Origin of the sequence: Paucibacter sp. KCTC 42545 (assembly GCF_001477625.1) — a bacterium.
Classification (GTDB): Bacteria; Pseudomonadota; Gammaproteobacteria; order Burkholderiales; family Burkholderiaceae_C; genus Paucibacter_A.
In genome coordinates this window covers 3,088,746-3,104,744 of record NZ_CP013692.1, presented here as the reverse complement: position 1 = coordinate 3,104,744, position 15,999 = coordinate 3,088,746, and the positions used below count along the sequence as shown (strand labels likewise).

At 64.5% G+C, this 15,999-nt stretch carries 14 protein-coding genes; 7 read left to right on the top strand and 7 right to left on the bottom strand.

The window, feature by feature from the left end; all coding sequences use genetic code 11:
• Positions 1-33: 33 nt before the first annotated feature.
• The 6 genes from hutC to AT984_RS23855 all read left to right on the top strand — a co-directional run bounded on the left by hutC (position 34) and on the right by AT984_RS23855 (position 6,429).
• Positions 34-759, top strand: a complete 726-nt coding sequence (gene hutC / locus AT984_RS13445) for a histidine utilization repressor (RefSeq protein ID WP_197418087.1) — start codon at positions 34-36, stop codon at positions 757-759.
• Positions 756-1,307: a HutD/Ves family protein gene (locus AT984_RS13440; RefSeq protein ID WP_058720521.1), complete on the top strand. Its 552-nt coding sequence runs from the start codon at positions 756-758 to the stop codon at positions 1,305-1,307. Before hutC ends, AT984_RS13440 begins: the two co-directional genes overlap by 4 nt.
• Positions 1,304-2,530, top strand: a complete 1,227-nt coding sequence (gene hutI, locus AT984_RS13435; RefSeq protein WP_058720520.1) for an imidazolonepropionase — start codon at positions 1,304-1,306, stop codon at positions 2,528-2,530. Before AT984_RS13440 ends, hutI begins: the two co-directional genes overlap by 4 nt.
• Positions 2,530-3,333, top strand: coding sequence for an N-formylglutamate deformylase (gene hutG / locus AT984_RS13430; RefSeq protein WP_058720519.1), 804 nt, complete (start codon positions 2,530-2,532; stop codon positions 3,331-3,333). The genes hutI and hutG overlap by 1 nt, the downstream gene beginning before the upstream one ends.
• On the top strand, positions 3,330-4,709 hold the full coding sequence (gene hutF / locus AT984_RS13425; RefSeq protein WP_058720518.1) for a formimidoylglutamate deiminase: 1,380 nt from the start codon (positions 3,330-3,332) through the stop codon (positions 4,707-4,709). The genes hutG and hutF overlap by 4 nt, the downstream gene beginning before the upstream one ends.
• Positions 4,710-4,872: 163 nt before the next feature.
• A complete protein-coding gene (locus AT984_RS23855; protein ID WP_058720517.1) occupies positions 4,873-6,429 on the top strand; it encodes a methyl-accepting chemotaxis protein in 1,557 nt (518 codons plus the stop codon).
• Between the two features lie 73 nt (positions 6,430-6,502).
• On the opposite strand, the gene AT984_RS13415 is transcribed toward AT984_RS23855, so the two are convergent.
• Together AT984_RS13415 and AT984_RS13410 are read right to left on the bottom strand one after the other, a co-directional pair.
• Positions 6,503-7,534: an asparaginase gene (locus AT984_RS13415; RefSeq protein WP_058720516.1), complete on the bottom strand. Its 1,032-nt coding sequence runs from the start codon at positions 7,532-7,534 to the stop codon at positions 6,503-6,505.
• Complete coding sequence (locus AT984_RS13410) at positions 7,531-9,099, bottom strand: S10 family peptidase (protein ID WP_058720515.1); 1,569 nt, start codon at positions 9,097-9,099, stop codon at positions 7,531-7,533. Before AT984_RS13410 ends, AT984_RS13415 begins: the two co-directional genes overlap by 4 nt.
• Before the next feature lie 75 nt (positions 9,100-9,174).
• On the opposite strand from AT984_RS13410, the gene AT984_RS13405 reads away from it, so the two are divergent.
• Positions 9,175-9,993 carry a DUF429 domain-containing protein gene (locus tag AT984_RS13405; protein ID WP_058720514.1) on the top strand — a complete coding sequence of 273 codons (819 nt, stop codon included), beginning with the start codon at positions 9,175-9,177 and terminating at the stop codon, positions 9,991-9,993.
• A gap of 243 nt (positions 9,994-10,236) precedes the next feature.
• On the opposite strand, the gene rocF is transcribed toward AT984_RS13405, so the two are convergent.
• The 5 genes from rocF to AT984_RS13380 all read right to left on the bottom strand — a co-directional run bounded on the left by rocF (position 10,237) and on the right by AT984_RS13380 (position 15,969).
• Positions 10,237-11,157 carry an arginase gene (gene rocF / locus AT984_RS13400; protein WP_058720513.1) on the bottom strand — a complete coding sequence of 307 codons (921 nt, stop codon included), beginning with the start codon at positions 11,155-11,157 and terminating at the stop codon, positions 10,237-10,239.
• A gap of 111 nt (positions 11,158-11,268) precedes the next feature.
• Positions 11,269-12,171: a TIGR00730 family Rossman fold protein gene (locus AT984_RS13395; protein WP_058720512.1), complete on the bottom strand. Its 903-nt coding sequence runs from the start codon at positions 12,169-12,171 to the stop codon at positions 11,269-11,271.
• 73 nt (positions 12,172-12,244) lie between these two features.
• Positions 12,245-13,003: a HesA/MoeB/ThiF family protein gene (locus AT984_RS13390; RefSeq protein ID WP_058722319.1), complete on the bottom strand. Its 759-nt coding sequence runs from the start codon at positions 13,001-13,003 to the stop codon at positions 12,245-12,247.
• A 93-nt stretch (positions 13,004-13,096) separates the two neighbouring features.
• On the bottom strand, positions 13,097-14,551 hold the full coding sequence (locus AT984_RS13385; RefSeq protein ID WP_058720511.1) for a S41 family peptidase: 1,455 nt from the start codon (positions 14,549-14,551) through the stop codon (positions 13,097-13,099).
• Positions 14,552-14,859: 308 nt separating this feature from the next.
• The gene (locus AT984_RS13380) at positions 14,860-15,969 is read right to left on the bottom strand and encodes an ABC transporter ATP-binding protein (protein WP_058720510.1); all 1,110 of its coding nucleotides are present in this window, start codon (positions 15,967-15,969) and stop codon (positions 14,860-14,862) included.
• Between the last annotated feature and the right edge of the window lie 30 nt (positions 15,970-15,999).

Here is a 15,999-nt window from a genome sequence, read left to right as displayed (position 1 = left end):
TCTATACAAGTATAGTCAAGTACGATTCAGCACATGACCCAAACCAGCTTGTCCAGCCGACCTGAGCCTCAATACCTCAAGGTGAAAAACCATTTGCGCGAGCGCATCGCCTCCGGCCATTGGGTGGCGGGGGATTTGCTGCCCTCGGAGGCCGAGTTGGTGGTGCAGTTCGAGGTCAGCCGCATGACCGTCAATCGCGCTTTGCGTGAACTCACCCAAGAAGGTCTTGTCGAGCGCTTGCAAGGCGTGGGCACCTTTGTGGCCCAGCTGCACCGCATCTCCAGCACGCTGACGGTGCACGATGTGCACGATGAAATCATCAAGCGCGGCCATCGCCACGAGGCCCAAGTGCATCTGTTGGAACAGGTGCGGGCCACGGCGGCGCAAGCGCAGGAGTTCGGGCTCAAAACGGGAGCCAAGCTCTTCCACAGCGTGATCGTGCATCTGGAAGATGGCCTGCCAATTCAGTGCGAAGACCGCTGGGTCAACCCGGCTTGCGCGCCGGACTATCTGACCCTGGACTTCAGCCTCAGCACGCCCACCAACTATTTGCTGGAGGTGGCGCCCCTGTCCGAGGCGCGCTATTCCATCGAGGCCTTGCTGCCGACGGCTGAGGAGGCCAAACTCTTGCGACTGAGTAGGGATCAGCCCTGCCTGGTAGTCAAGCGCCGCACTTTTAGCCGTGGGCAGACGGTGACCGTGGTGCGCCTGACCCACCCGGGCTCGCTTTACATCTTGGAAGGGAGTTTTCAAGCATGAGCTGGAGCATCATCAGCGCCGCCGATGTGGCGCCCCAAGCCTGGCGCAACGGCGGTGGCCGCACCCGCGAGCTGCTGGCCTGGCCGCATAGCAACGACTGGCTGCTGCGCATCAGCGTGGCCGATATCGAGACCGACGGCCCCTTCTCCAAATTCGAAGGCGTGGACCGCTGGTTCGCAGTGCTGGACGGCGCCGGCGTGCGCTTGTTCGGCCACGAGTTGCGGGCCGGTGAGCCGCTTTTGCAGTTCGACGGCGCCGCGGCGCCCGAATGCAGCTTGATCGACGGGGTGACGCGCGATTTCAATTTGATGCACCGGCGCGGCAAGGGCCGCTTGCGGGTGCAGCCGGCTGGCACCGCTCTGGCGCCGGTGAGCGCGCGATGGGTCGGCCTGTTTACCGCCGCGGGCGGCGTGCTGAGCCATGGTGGCCGTGCGATGCCGCTGGCCGCCTTGAGCCTGGCCTGGTGTGAGGCGCCGAGCCCACAATCCTGCACCTTTGAAGGCAACGGTTCGGCCTGGTGGATGAGCTGGCATGAGGACGCTGAATGATGAAGTTATGGACCAACGCCGGACTGGCCACCATGGCCACCCTGGCCGAAGAGCAACCCTGGGGCTGGATTGAGCAAGGCGCGCTGATCACCCAAGGCGAGCACATCGTCTGGGTCGGCGAAGCGGATCAAGTCCCTGCGGATTTGCGCGGCCAGATCACGGCCAGCCACGACCTCGCTGGCGCGGTGATCACGCCCGGCCTGATCGATTGCCACACCCATCTGGTTTACGGCGGCCTGCGGGCCAAGGAATTCGAGCAGCGCCTGCAAGGGGCGAGCTACGAAGAGATTGCCCGCGCCGGTGGTGGCATCCGCTCCACCGTGTCTGCGACCCGCGCCGCCAGCGAGGATGAGTTGTTCGACGCCGCCGCCGGGCGCTTGCGCCACTTGCTGGCCGAGGGCGTTACCAGCATCGAGATCAAGTCCGGCTACGGCCTGAGCCTGGCGGCGGAGCGCGCCAGCCTGCGCGTGGCGCGGCGCCTGGGCGAGCATTTTGGTGTGACGGTGCGCACCAGCTATCTGGCGGCGCACGCCTTGCCGCCGGAGTTTGCCGGCCGCCAGGATGACTATGTCAGCGCCCTGTGCGATTGGATGGCGCAGCTGCATGCGGAAAGGCTGATCGACGCGGTGGACGCCTTCTGCGAGGGCATAGGCTTCACGCCCGCGCAGACGCGTCGGGTGTTCGAGGCGGCGCAGCGCCTGGGCCTGCCCGTCAAGCTGCATGCCGAGCAGCTGAGCGACCAGGGCGGCACCCAACTGGCCTGCGAGTTCGGCGCCTTGTCTTGCGACCATCTGGAATACCTCAGCCCCGCCGGCATTGCCGCCATGGCGGCCAGTGGCTGCGTGGCTACCTTGCTGCCCGGCGCCTACTACTTTTTGCGCGAGACCAAGCTGCCGCCGGTGCAGGCTTTGCGCGAGGCGGGGGTGAGCATCGCTATCTCCACCGACCACAACCCCGGCACCTCGCCCACGCTGTCGCTGCTGCTGATGCTGAATATGGCCTGCACCTTGTTCCGCCTGACGCCGGAAGAAGCTTTGCGCGGCGTGACGGTGAACGCGGCCAAGGCTCTGGGCCTGGCAGACCGAGGCCAATTGCTGGCCGGGCAACGCGCCGATTTTTGTATTTGGGATGTGCAGCATCCTAATGAACTGGCTTACTTTTTCGGCCGTAACCCGCTGCGTCAAGTGGTGCAGGGCGGCCAACTTCGCGGAGAGGCGTTTTGATGAGCAGCGCGGTTTTTCGGTTAACGCAGGGCAACACGCCACTTTTGATCAGCATGCCCCATGTGGGCAGCGAGATTCCCACCGATCAGCAGCGGCGTTATGTGCCCCGCGCCCTGGACAGCGAAGACACCGACTGGCATCTGGAGCGGCTTTACGGCGAGATCGCCCAGGCCCTGGGTGCCAGCCTGATCGTGCCGCGCTTTTCGCGCTATCTGATCGACCTGAACCGCCCGCCGGAGGACACGCCGATGTATCCGGGTGCGTCCAATACCGAGCTGTGCCCGACGCGATTTTTCACCGGCGAAGCGCTTTACCGCGATGGCATGGCGCCCGACGCCAAGGAAAAGCGCCGCCGCCGCGAGACTTACTGGATGCCCTACCACCAAGCCTTGCAGGCCGAGCTGGATCACATCAAGGCGCGCCACGGCTATGCCCTGCTGTTTGACGCGCACAGCATCCGCTCCGAGCTGCCCTGGTTGTTCGAGGGCCGCTTGCCCGACCTGAATCTGGGCACGGCGGACGGCGCCGCTTGCGATGCGGGCTTGCAGCAGGCATTGGCCGAAGTGCAAGGCGCACAGACGCAGTACACGCAAGTGGTTAACGGCCGCTTCAAAGGTGGCTACATCACCCGCCACTATGGCCAGCCCGCGCGCCAGCAGCATGCGGTGCAGCTGGAAATGTGCCAGCGTTGCTATATGGAGGAGTGGGCGCCCTATGGCTATGACCCGGCCCTGGCGGCCCGGGTTCAGCCCTTGCTGCAAGGCCTGCTGAAGGCCATGTTGGCCTGGCAGCCCGCCGCATGAGCGCCGCGCTGTATTGGGCCGCCTGGGCCTGGGTGGAGGGGCGCTGGCAAGCTGATGTGCTGCTCAGCGTGGGTGCCGATGGACATTGGCAAGACATTCGTGTCGGCCAGGCTCAGCCTGCGGACGCGATGCGGCTGAGCGGCCCGGTGCTGCCCAGCTTGGTGGACACGCATAGCCATGCCTTCCAGCGCGCTTTTGCTGGCCTGGCCGAGCGGCGCGAGGCGGGGGATGATGATTTTTGGTCCTGGCGCGACCGCATGTACGGCCTGGCCCTCAAGCTCAGCCCCGCGCAACTGCGCGCCGTGGCGGCCCAGCTTTACCAGGAGCTGCTGGCCGGCGGCTACACCCAGGTGTGCGAGTTCCACTACCTGCAGCACGCCCCGGATGGCCGCGCCTACTCCGATGAATTGGCGATGAGCTGGGCCCTGGCCGATGCGGCCGCCGAAGTCGGCATCGGCCTGACCCTGCTGCCGGTGCTGTACGCCCGCTCCGGCTTCGGTCAGCCCGGCTTGCGCGAGGACCAGCGCCGCTTCAAGACCGACGCCGCCTGGGTCTGGGCTGCCAGCCAGCGCATCAATGCCGCACGGCGGCCCTTGCTGAATGCCGGCGTGGCCCTGCATTCGCTGCGCGCGGCCAATGCCGACGATATTCAGGCGCTGCAGGCGCTGGTGGGCGAGGCCGACATCCCCATCCACATCCACATCAGCGAGCAACAGCAGGAGGTGCGCGATTGCCTGGCCGCCACCGGCCAGCGGCCGATGCAGTGGTTGTGCAGCCAATTCAAGCCCGATGCACGCTGGCATCTGGTGCATGCCACCCACAGCACCCGAGACGAAATCGCCCAAGTGGCGGCCAGCGGCGCCAGCGTGGTGATCTGCCCCGGCACCGAGGGCAATCTGGGTGACGGCTTGATCGATCTGCCGGGCTGGCTGGCGGCCGAGGTGCCCATCAGCATTGGTTCGGACAGCCATGTCACCCGTAACTGGGTGGAAGAGCTGCGCTGGCTGGAGTATGGCCAGCGCCTGGGCCTGCAGCAGCGCAATGTGGCGGCTGCGCCGGGCCGCCAGCCCAGCACGGCGGCGCGTTTGTTTGAAGCCGCGCGCCAGGGCAGCGCTGCGCCGGCTGGCTTCAAGCAATGGGGTTTGCTACCCGGCGCACGGGCCGACTTTCTGGTGCTGGACACGGCGGCCAGCGGCCTGGCCGGTCTGCCCCCAGCGTCGCTGCTGGACGGCTTGCTGTTTGCCTCCCAGGGCCAGGTCTTGCGCGAAGTCTATGTGGCGGGCCACTTGCGCCTGCAGCCCGGCGGGGCCTTTGGGCAGGCGGCGCAAGATGAAGTCCGCGCACGCTTTGTGGCGGTCATGGAGGCACTGGTTTAAGCGGGCGCTCGCGTCAGGCGCCGGTGCAGAGCCAAGCACCGGCCCGGCGCACCTGCGCTGTTGCAATTTGGCCGACTCGTCTGGCGCTTCTTTCGTTGTTGTGCGAACTGCGGATCGCATATATTGGAGGCACCCAAGAGGGCTGTTGCCCCAGGAGCCGACGATGCTGAATCTGCAGGATTTCACAGTGCGCGCCCGCTTGTATGCCTTGGCCGCCATCTCGATGGGCTTATTGCTCTTGGTGGGGGGCATGGGCTTGTACAGCCTGAGTCAGTCCACCGCCGCGTTTCAACACTTTGTCGATAACGACAACCAGTCCCTGGTTTATGTATCGGTCTTGCGCGGCGAAGCCGGCAATTTGCGCCGTTATGAAAAGGACATGCTGATCAATCTGGCCGATGCGGCCGCGGTGGAAAAGTATCGCGGCGATTGGATCAAGGCGCATGAGCGATTCCTCAAGGCAGAACAGCAGTTCGCTAAATTAGACATTCCACCGGTTGAGCGGGAGCTGAACAAATCCATCGAAGAAGGCTTGGCTAAGTACAAGTCCGAGATGGAAGTCTTCATGGGTAAGCTGCGCGACAAGGCCTTTCAAGACCCGTCCGAAGCCAATAAGGCCTTGGGCGATGCCAAGAAAGCCGTGCGCCCCTTGGAGGAGAAGCTCGCCGAACTGGTGGCGGCGATCGATAAGGACGCCGAAGAAGGGGTCGCACAAATTACCGCTCATGAGCGGCGCATCCGCATGAGTTTGCAGCTCATTCTGGTCGGCAGCCTGATCTTGATTTGCTTCTACACCTTCTTCAACATCCGCTCGATCTTGCAACCCTTGAGCGAGCTTCAAGAGTCGGCCGTGCGTATTGCTGGGCAGGATCTGAGTGAAGAAATTGTCCCGCGCGGCAAGAGTGAAACGGGGGACCTGATGCGTGGCGTCAAGGCCATGCAGGACTCCTTGCGCAATGTGGTTGGCAATGTGCGCGGCGCGACCGACAGCATCGCCACGGCGGCCGCCGAGGTGGCCGCCGGCGGTCATGACCTTAGCCACCGTACCGAACAAGCGGCCTCCAATTTGGAGCAGACCGCGGCGGCCATGGAACAGCTGACCGCCAGCGTTAAACATAACGCCGACTCGGCCCGGCAGGCCAATCAGTTGGCTGCTGAGGCGGCCGGGGTGGCCGAGCGCGGCGGGGCGGTGGTGGGCGAGGTGGTCAGCACCATGAGCCGCATCAGTACCTCGTCCAACAAGATCAGCGACATCATCTCCACCATCGACGGCATCGCTTTTCAGACCAATATCCTGGCGCTGAATGCGGCGGTGGAAGCCGCTCGTGCGGGTGAGCAAGGCCGGGGCTTTGCCGTGGTGGCCAGCGAGGTGCGCTCACTGGCACAACGCTCGGCCGAAGCGGCCAAAGAGATCAAGGGCTTGATCACCGCCAGCAGCGAAAGCGTGGAGGCCGGCGCCGCCTTGGTGGAGCGTGCCGGCGGCACCATGCAGGAGGTGATTGCCTCGATTGGCCGCGTCAGCAGCATCGTGGCCGAGATCAGCCATTCGACCGCCGAGCAGAGCACCGGCATTGGCCAGATCGGCCAGGCCATCAGCCAACTCGACAATATGACGCAGCAGAACGCGGCCTTGGTGGAACAGTCCGCCGCCGCTGCGCAAAGCCTGCAGAGTCAGGCCGATGAGCTGGCCAAATCGGTGGCGGTGTTCAAGCTGGCTTGAAGCGGCTTAAAGCCGATTGCTGCCGCTTGATGTCACTTGACGCTGCCGCCGAGTTGCGCTCGGCGGACTGAACTTAACGCAGCGCCGCACTGGCCCGCACCGCGCCCACATGCACGCCTTGCCAGTTGTGCAAGGCCATGTCGGCATAGTGGGCCAGCAAGGCGGAAGCCTCCTCGCCTGGTGTGGGCAGCAGGGCCTGCGCGATGGCCGCCATGGCGCACTCGGCCGCCCGCACCTGGCCGTCGTCGATCTTCAAGGCCAGGCCCAGGCCTAGCTCAGGAAAGCTGGCGCAGTAGACGCCTTCGGCGCCGACCTTGCAGAACAGGCGCTCACCCAAGGCCTGCATCAGCACGGTGTCCAGGCGCTCGCTGCCGGCCACAAAAAACGGCGCAGCCGCCACTGCCTGGCGCAGGCGTTTGGCGGCAGCGGCGCGACCAGCGCTCAGGCCCTGGCCGGTGCCCAGGCGTGCAAAGCCCAGCGCCAAATTGCGCAGCGGGATGCCGTAGGTGGGGATGGAGCAGCCGTCGGTGCCGCGCGGTGCCTGGCTCAAATCGCAATCGGTGGCGGCGGCCAGTGCCGCGCTGACTTCGCGCATCAAGGCGTGCTCGGGCGCGATATAGCCGCGCACAAACTCTGCGGGTTCATGGCCTTGCGCCAGCGCCATCTGGCAGGCCACGCAAACAAAGCCTGCATGTTTGCCCGAGCAGTTGTTGTGCAGGGCGCTGGCTGTTTCTCCGCGCGCCAACATGCCGCGCAACACCGGCTCGCGGCTGGGCCAGTGGCTGCCGCATTCCAACGCGCGCTCGTCCAAGCCCAGCTTGTTCAGCATGCCGAGTGACGTGGCGACATGCGCCGGCTCGCCGCTGTGCGAGGCGCAGGCGATGGCCAGCTCCGCATCCGTCAGCGCAAAGCGATCGGCCGCGCCGCTCTCCACCAAGGGCAGGGCTTGCAAGGCCTTGACGGCCGAGCGGGGGAAGATCGGCCGCTCGATATCGCCGAGCGCCCGCACTAGGCGGCCGTCGGCGTCGACGATGGCCAGGGAGCCGCTGTGAGCGGACTCCACATGCGCGCCGCGCAGCACTTCAACCAGGATGGGGTGGCTCATTGTTTCGAGCTCGCTGACGTTGAGGCGTTCAAATCACTGCGCACGAATTGGCGCAGCTCGGTGGCCATGCGGGCCAGCGATGGGGGGTGGATGTACATCATGTGGCCGGCCTCGAAATAGCTGACTTGCACATTGTCCGTCAGCGGTGCGCGCAGGCCCAGGTGGGAGAGGGTGTAGTCACCCGCCGCGTGCGGCGTGGCCAGGTCGAAATAGCCGCTGGCCACATAGACCCGCATATCCGGGCAGGCGTGCATCGCGCGGCGCAAGCTGTCGCCGACGTTGACGTATTTGTTCTCGAAGCCCTTCCAGGTCCAGCTCTTCCACAGAGGGGCGATGACGGTGTAGGGCGCATCGTTCTTGTAGCCCAGGGTCTCGTGCAGCAGGCGGTTGATGCCGACTGCGTAGGCGCCCACCAGATTGTTCATGCCGGCATCGTCCTCGGGCTGCTCGCCCGCATCGTCGCGGTCCAGGCCCAGGAAGCGGCTGTCCAGGCGGCCCACGGTCTGGCCCCGGTCTCGCAGCAGTTCCTTGAAAAAACGGAACTCGTTCGGCCGCAGATCACAGCGCAGCACATAGGCTTTGCTCAAACCGGTGAGCTGAGCGAGGCGCTCGGCAATCTGCTCGCGGCGCTCCGGGTTCAGGCGTGAGCCCTGCATCAGGGCGAGCAGATAGTCGGTATTGGCAAAGGTCTCGGCCTCGGCCACCACGGCCTTGAGCGGCTTCTTCTGCATGGCCGTTGACAAGGCGTGGTGGTACCAGGCCGTGGCCGCGTAAGTGGGCAGGTAGAGCGGGTAGGGCAGCTCATTGCCGTGGTCGAAGCTGAGGGTTTGAAAGTCCACCGCCATCGACACCAGCATCAAGCCGTTGACGTGGATGTTGTGCTTGTCTTGCAAGTGGCGCGACAGGCCTGCAGCGCGGGTGGTGCCGTAGCTTTCACCGATCAGGTATTTGGGGCTGGACCAGCGCCCGTGGCGGGTCAGGTAGAGGCGGATGAACTCGCCCACGGCGTCGAGGTCGCGCTGGTAGTCGTGGAACTCAGCCATCTTTTCGCCCTCGGCGACGCGCGAGTGGCCGGTGCCCACGGGGTCGATGAAGACGAGGTCGGAGTCGGTCAGCAGCGTGAATTCGTTATCCGTCAGCGCATAGGGCGGCGTGCCGCATTGGCCCATCGCATCGGTGGGCACACGCTTGGGCCCCAGCAGGCCCAGATGCAGCCAGACGCTGGACGAGCCCGGCCCGCCGTTGAAGCTGAAGGTGATGGGGCGTGGCTGCGCTGGCTTCTTGGCCGCGCTTGTTGGGTTTGCCGTCTTCGGCGTTTTGAGCGTGTAGGCGATGAAGAAGATGCTGGCACGCGCCTTCTCGCCCTTGGACTGGCCCTTGCCTTCGGGCTCACTGGAATCGGGCTCGCGCAAGACGACGGTGCCGCAAGTGGCTTGGTAGTTGAGGGTGGTCTTGCCGATGCTCAGCTTGTGTTCGGTGGTGACCAGTCGCTCGACGGGAAGCTCGGGGCTGGGGGGCTCACGCCGGTGCTTGTCCGTTTCGGCCGGGGTGTCTTTGTCTGCCATGCGCGGTCTCCGATTTTGTTCAAAGCTACATTGCTGAGCATGCACTCTAGCGCGACAAAACAAAGCACGCCTCCTATGTCCCCAACTCCGATCATTGGGGTGGATTTCAGCAGCGCACCGAGCCGGCGCAAACCTATCGTGATGGCGCAAGGCCATCTAGCCCCGCAGGGTCAGGTCTTGCGCCTGGATGGGCTGCGCAGTTTCGACAGCTTGGGCGAGTTCGGTGAGTTTCTGGCCCAGCCCGGTGCGTGGGTGGGTGGCTTCGATTTGCCCTTTGGCTTGCCTCGGGAGCTCGTCGATCACTTGGGTTGGCCGCAGGATTGGCTGGGCTTGATGCGCCACTACACCCAGCTGCCGCGCGAGGACATCCGCCGCTTGTTCGCAGCCTTTTGCGCGGCCCGGCCGGTCGGGGGTAAATTCGCCCACCGCGCCTGTGATGGGCCGGCGGGTTCGTCCCCCAGCATGAAGTGGGTCAACCCGCCAGTGGCTTTCATGCTGCACGCGGGGGTGCCCCTGCTTTTGCAGGCGGGTGTTTCATTGCCGGGTCTGCATGTCGGCGATGCCAAGCGGCAGGCTTTGGAGGCCTATCCCGGCCTGCTGGCGCGGGAGATTCTGGGGCGGCGCAGCTACAAAAGCGATGACAAGCTCAAGCAAACGCCGGAGCGCCTGATTGCCCGCAAGGATTTGATCGAGGCGCTGGAACAAGGCCGCAGCCGCTTGGGGCTGCGCCTGAAGCTCAGCCACGCCCAGCGCGATGCCTTGATTGATGATGCCAGCGGTGACCGCTTGGATGCGGTGTTATGCCTGCTGCAGGCGGCTTGGGCGAGCCGGCAGGCGAACTTTGGTCTGCCGGCTGGAATGGATCCCTTGGAGGGATGGATCGTTAGTGCTTGAGGACTTGCGCTAGCAGCTTGCCGCTGCGGGGCGGGCCAAAGCAGTTGGGGACAGAGCTCGCCGGGGTACGGCGCGGTCTGTCCCACAAGGTCATAAGAATCGCATGAGAGTTGATTTGCCGTCTGCCAAGGGCAGGGCTTGAACAGTTGGGGACAGAGCTCGCCGCGTACGGCTCGGTCTGTCCCGCAAAGTCATAAGAATCACATCAAGGTACTCTTGCCCTCAGCCACCGGCTGGGCAAACTTACTTGCGCATGAGCGTTGATTTGCCAAACAGCGACTCAATCAAGTCCACCGCCACCTTGGCGGTCTTGTTTTGCAAGTCCAGTGCGGGGTTGAGTTCCATCACATCCAGCGAGGCCATGAAGCCGGTGTCGGCAATCATTTCCATGCACAGCTGGGCTTCGCGGTAGCTGGGGCCGCCGGGCACGGTGGTGCCAACGCCGGGGGCGATGTCGGGGTCGAGGAAGTCGACGTCGAAGCTGACGTGCAGATGGGTGTTGGCGTCCAGCGTGGCCAGGGCCAGTTCCATCGCGTGGCGCATGCCCATCTCGTCGATGTAGCGCATGTCGAAGACTTCCAGCTCCTGCTCATGCACAAAGCGCTTTTCGCCCGCGTCGACGCTGCGGATGCCGATCTGGCGCACCCACTTCGGGCTGATGGCCGGCACCTGGCCGCCGATCTCGATCAGCTGCTGCGGGCCAAAGCCGCACAGGCAGGCGACCGGCATGCCGTGGATATTGCCGCTGGGCGTGAGCTGGCTGGTGTTGAAGTCGGCATGGGCATCCAGCCACAAGATGCGCAGCTTCTTGCCAACTTCGCGGCAATGCTTGGCCACGGCGCTGATGGAGCCCAGGCCCAAGCAATGGTCGCCGCCCAACAAGATGGGCATGCGGCCGAGCTTCAGTTCGGCGTAGACGGCATCGTGGACGGACTGGTTCCAGGCCGTCACTTCATTCAGGTGGCGGTAGCCGTCAACAGGCGGCAGCCAGGGGTTGGCGGGGCCGAGCAGATTGCCGCGGTCGGCGACTTCAACGCCATGGCTTTGCAATGCGGCGGCCAGGTCGGCCACGCGCAGGGCTTCGGGGCCCATGCTGGCGCCGCGTGCGCCGGCGCCGATGTCGGTGGGCGCGCCGATCAGGGATACGGATCTGAGGGTGGTCATGCGAATTCCTTGCAGGGGAGTGGTGGGCTGAGGGGCGTTTGGCCTCAGCCGGCCGATGTCGTCAGGCCAGCAGTCTATCGCCCCGGCAGGCGATAGGCTTGGCGCGGGCGATCAGACCCCGTCGCCACCCACGGGCATGGGATCGAGGTCATAGGTCGATTCCAGCAGCGCCCAGGCTTCTTCGGCGGTTTCGACGAAGTGGAAGAGCTTCTCGTCGCCCGCCGTAATCATGCCGGTTTCGATCAAGAGTTCGAAGTTGATCAGCCGGGTCCAGAAATCGCGGCCGAACAAGAGAATGGGGCGGCGCCGGCATTTGCCGGTCTGGATCAGCGTCATGGTCTCGAACAACTCATCCAGCGTGCCGAAGCCGCCGGGGAAGCAGACCAGGGCCACCGAGCGCATCAAGAAATGCATCTTGCGCAGCGCAAAGTAGTGGAAGCGGAAGCACAGCTCCGGCGTGATGTAGGGGTTGGGGATCTGCTCATGCGGCAGCACGATGTTCAGACCGATGCTTTTGCCGCCCGCTTCGTAGGCGCCGCGATTGCCGGCTTCCATGATGCCGGGGCCGCCGCCGGTGACGATGTAGATCGGGTCGGCCCGCTCCACCGAGGCGCGGGTGACGATATTGGCGAATCGGCGCGCTTCTTCGTAATAGTCGCTCATGCGCAGCTGTTGCTCGGCACGTTTGAGCGTGGCGTTATCGGCTTGGGCGGCCTGGCTGTTTTGCGCCTGCTCCAGGGCGCGCTGGGCGTCCTCACGCGACTTGATGCGGGCGCTGCCGAAGATCACGATGGTGCTTTTGATGCCTTGCTCGTGCTGCACCAGCTCGGGCTTGAGTAGCTCCAACTGCATGCGCACCGGGCGCAGATCGTCGCGCAGCAGAAACTCGCTGTCGTCAAAGGCGAGGCGGTAGGCGCTTTCCGGGCCGTCGTAATTGGGCAGGGGCCGGGTGGCGCGAACTTCTTCTTTGGCGCTGGGGAAGTTGCGCAGGGTGAGGTCTTTGCGTTTGTTCATGGTGCTAGTTTCGCAGGCTTGGTCGCTGCTTTGCAGCGTGCCAAATGGGCGTTTTTCCTCTCAGTTTTTCCGCTCAGTTTTGCCGGGACTGGGCGCAAACCGGGCAACTGGGATCGGGGCGAACTTCAATCTCGGTCCACTCCATGCGGCGCGCGTCCAGCATCTGCAGGCGCCGGCTCAGCGGCGTAGGCAGTCCAATCAGTTGCTTGAGCGCTTCAGCCGCTTGCATGCTGCCGATGATGCCCACCAGCGGCGCGAACACGCCCATGGTGGCGCAGCGCACTTCATCAACCGCGCTCTCTGGCGGGAACAGGCAGGCGTAGCAGGGCGAATCGGCCTGGCGACTGTTGAACAGGCTGACTTGCCCGTCGAAGCCAATCGCCGCGCCCGAGGCGAGCGGCTTGCCGTACTTGACGCAGGCGGAGTTGATGGCTTGGCGGGTAGCGAAGTTGTCGCAGCAGTCCAGCACGATATCGGCCTGTGCCACCAGCTCGTCCAACAGGGCGGCGTCGGCGCGTTGTTGGATGGTTCGCACCCGCACATCGGCATTGATGGCGGCCAGGCTTTGCTGCATGGATTCGACCTTGGGCAGGCCGACGCGGGCACTGGTGTGGGCGATCTGGCGCTGCAGATTGGTCAGGTCCACCGTGTCGTCATCAACCAGGGTCAGCTCGCCCACACCGGCCGAGGCCAGGTAAAGCGCGACCGGAGAGCCCAGCCCGCCGGCACCAATGATCAAGGCCTTGGCGGCCAGCAGGCGGCTTTGGCCTTCGATGCCAATATCGTCCAGCAGGATGTGGCGTGAATAGCGCAGCAGTTGTTCGTCGTTCATGGGCGCCAGCATATCGCCCCAGCACCATGAAAAAAGCCCGCTGGGTCAGCGGGCTTCTCTGTTTGCGAGTGCTGGTGAGCGCTTGTGGGTGCTTTACTCGGCCGGCTTGGCTTCCGCCTTGCGCTCAATCGCGGTCTTGGACACGATCACCGTTTCACCCTTGAGCTTGTTCAGCGCCTGGGTCAGCGGGAAGTCTTGCGCGGAGCCGAACTCCGGCAGCGGCTTGGGCGGCTCCATTTTCTTGGCGTACTCAGCCTCGAGCTTCTGGCGCGCTTCTTCGCGGGCGGCTTCGCGGGCCTTGTCGGCCGCTTCGGTCTTGGCGGGATCGTCCTTGCCGGCGTTCAGATGCTTTTCCAGGTCGGCTTCACGCATGCGCAGTGCGGCGAAGACATTGCCCTCTGCCGTTTCGTCCAACATGATGTCGGGCACGATGCCCTTGGCCTGGATGCTGCGGCCGCTGGGCGTGTAGTAACGCGCGGTGGTGATCTTCAGCGCGGTCTCAGGGCCGAGTTGACGCACCGTTTGCACCGAGCCCTTGCCGAAGGTCTGCGCGCCCATGATGACGGCACGCTTGTGATCTTGCAGGGCGCCGGCCACGATTTCGCTGGCCGAAGCCGAGCCTTCATTCACCAGCACCACCAGCGGCACCTTCTTCAGTGCGGCCGGCAGCTTGCGCAGCGGGTCAGCGCCGCCGCGGCGGGCATAGGACTCGGGGTTGGCCTTGAGGCTGCTCTTGGATTCTGGAATCTGGCCGTTGGTGCTGACCACTTCCACATCACGCGGCAAGAAGGCGGCAGAGATCGCCACCGAGGCGTCCAGCAGGCCGCCCGGGTCATTGCGCAGGTCCAGCACCAAGCCCTTCAGATTGGGTTCGGCCTTGTAGATTTCTTCGAGCTTTTTGACGAAGTCATCCACCGTGCTCTCTTGGAACTGGCTGACGCGCAACCAGGCGTAGCCTGGCTCCATGATCTTGGAGCGCACGCTCTGGGCGTGGATTTCTTCGCGCGTGATCGTGACGGGGAAGGTGCGGTTCTCGTTCTTGCGGTAGATGGTCAGCTGAACCTTGGTGTTGAGCTCACCGCGCATGCGCTTGACGGCGGCGTCGAGCGTGAGGCCGCGCACGGCGGTGTCGTCGATCTTGCTGATCAGGTCACCGCTCTTGAGGCCGGCGCGGAAGGCGGGAGAACCTTCGATCGGCGAGACGATCTTGACCAGGCCGTCTTCCATGCCAATTTCGATGCCAACGCCGACGAACTTGCCGGTCGAGCCTTCGCGGAATTCTTTGAAGTTCTTCTTGTCGAAGAACTGCGAATGCGGATCCAGCCCGGACACCATGCCGGCGATCGCATCGTTGATGAGTTTCTTTTCGTCGACCGGCTCAACATAGTCGGACTTGACCATGCCGAAGACGGCGGCGAGTTGCTGCAGCTCTTCCAGTGGCAGGGGCGACAGGCTGCTGCGCGCGTTGGCCTGGAATTGCATCGTGGTCAGCGCGCCGGCAACGGCGCCTACAGCGACCCAGCCGGCTACTTTCAATTTGGCACCCATGATGCGAGCGATTCCTTCTTTGGCAGGACTTACGCAAAACCGACTTCGCGGCTTTCAAGCATGGCGCTGGACAGACGGGCTGTTTTTGGCGCTTTGCTTGACTGAATCAAGCCTGACCGAATCAATTTTGCGTAAGCCCCGGATGAGAGCGAAAAAAGACGATGTTTGCAGGCGCGTGGCCGCAAGGATTTGCACTTCAAGTATAGGCCCCGCGCTTCTACCCACAGAGGGCAGACACCCCTATTTGACGGTGCAATTCGGCGTTTTCAAGCGAAGTTTTGGCTTGCAGCGCCAGGTTTAACGCTTCTTTACGCGGCCGGAAAGGTCACCACATGGTCGACGTTGACGCGAATACCAATCCACTCGCCCACATGATGGTCGTGGTGCGAGGGCACATGGGCCATCAAGCGCTCGCCGCTGGCCAGGCGCAGGGTGTAAAGAAAGTCGGCGCCCCGGAAGATCTTGCGTTCGATCTGCGCCTGCACTGGGGCCAGGTCGTCGTGGATGATGTCGTCGGCGCGCAGCAGCACATCGCAGCGCCCGCCGGGGTAGGCGCTGGCCAGCGCGCAGGCCTCGGCGTCGATCAGCGCGCCCACGGGGGTCTGCACCTCGGGGCCGTTGGGGCCCACCACGATATGGCCGGGGGTGAAGACGCCGTGGCCGATGAAGTCGGCCACAAAGCGCGTGGCCGGGCGGTGGTAGACGGTGTAGGCCGCGTCCCATTGCTCCAGTTGGCCCTGGTGCATCACGCCCACCACATCGCCGATGGCAAAGGCCTCGGCTTGATCGTGTGTGACGAAGAGGGCGGTGGTGCCGCTGCGGTTCAGAATGCCGCGCAACTCTTGCGACAGGTGTTCGCGCAAGTCCACATCGAGGCTGGAGAAGGGCTCGTCCAGCAGCAGCAAGCGCGGCGCCGGCGCCAGGGCGCGGGCCAGTGCCACCCGTTGCTGCTGGCCGCCCGAAAGCTGGTGCGGTGCCCGTTTGGCGGCGTGGGCCAGGCCCACCAAGTCCAGTACCTCTTGAATTCGCTCGGCGCGCTGGGTGCGGGCCAGGTGGCGCAGGCCGAAACCGACGTTGTCGGCCACTGATAGGTGCGGGAACAGAGCGTAGTCCTGAAACACCATGCCGATGCGGCGGGCTTCAGGGGCGATGTGCAGGCCCTGGCTGGCATCGGCCAGGGTTTCGCCGGCGATGCTGATGCGGCCGGTCTCCAGCCGCTCCAGCCCGGCGATGCAGCGCAGCAGCGAGGTCTTGCCGCAGCCCGAGGGGCCGATCAGCACGCCGATTTGGCCGGTGGTCAGGCTCAGGCTGAGTTGTTGAACGGCTTGCGCGCCGGTGCCGGCGCGAGCGGTGGTGGCAGCGGTAGCGGCCGAATGCCCCGGGTAGCGCAGCCCGACGCGGTCAAGAGCTAGAAACATGGGCCGTATGATAGCGGGCTATCGCAAATG

Coding starts and splice junctions, on each gene's coding strand:
- AT984_RS13415 (WP_058720516.1), bottom strand. CDS start 7,534: ATGAGCCACCCCATCCTGGTTGAAGTGCTGCGCGGCGCGCATGTGGAG.
- AT984_RS13390 (WP_058722319.1), bottom strand. CDS start 13,003: ATGAACGACGAACAACTGCTGCGCTATTCACGCCACATCCTGCTGGAC.
- AT984_RS13395 (WP_058720512.1), bottom strand. CDS start 12,171: ATGAACAAACGCAAAGACCTCACCCTGCGCAACTTCCCCAGCGCCAAA.
- AT984_RS13440 (WP_058720521.1), top strand. CDS start 756: ATGAGCTGGAGCATCATCAGCGCCGCCGATGTGGCGCCCCAAGCCTGG.
- hutF (WP_058720518.1), top strand. CDS start 3,330: ATGAGCGCCGCGCTGTATTGGGCCGCCTGGGCCTGGGTGGAGGGGCGC.
- hutI (WP_058720520.1), top strand. CDS start 1,304: ATGATGAAGTTATGGACCAACGCCGGACTGGCCACCATGGCCACCCTG.
- AT984_RS13410 (WP_058720515.1), bottom strand. CDS start 9,099: ATGGCAGACAAAGACACCCCGGCCGAAACGGACAAGCACCGGCGTGAG.
- AT984_RS13385 (WP_058720511.1), bottom strand. CDS start 14,551: ATGGGTGCCAAATTGAAAGTAGCCGGCTGGGTCGCTGTAGGCGCCGTT.
- hutG (WP_058720519.1), top strand. CDS start 2,530: ATGAGCAGCGCGGTTTTTCGGTTAACGCAGGGCAACACGCCACTTTTG.
- AT984_RS23855 (WP_058720517.1), top strand. CDS start 4,873: ATGCTGAATCTGCAGGATTTCACAGTGCGCGCCCGCTTGTATGCCTTG.
- hutC (WP_197418087.1), top strand. CDS start 34: ATGACCCAAACCAGCTTGTCCAGCCGACCTGAGCCTCAATACCTCAAG.
- rocF (WP_058720513.1), bottom strand. CDS start 11,157: ATGACCACCCTCAGATCCGTATCCCTGATCGGCGCGCCCACCGACATC.
- AT984_RS13405 (WP_058720514.1), top strand. CDS start 9,175: ATGTCCCCAACTCCGATCATTGGGGTGGATTTCAGCAGCGCACCGAGC.
- AT984_RS13380 (WP_058720510.1), bottom strand. CDS start 15,969: ATGTTTCTAGCTCTTGACCGCGTCGGGCTGCGCTACCCGGGGCATTCG.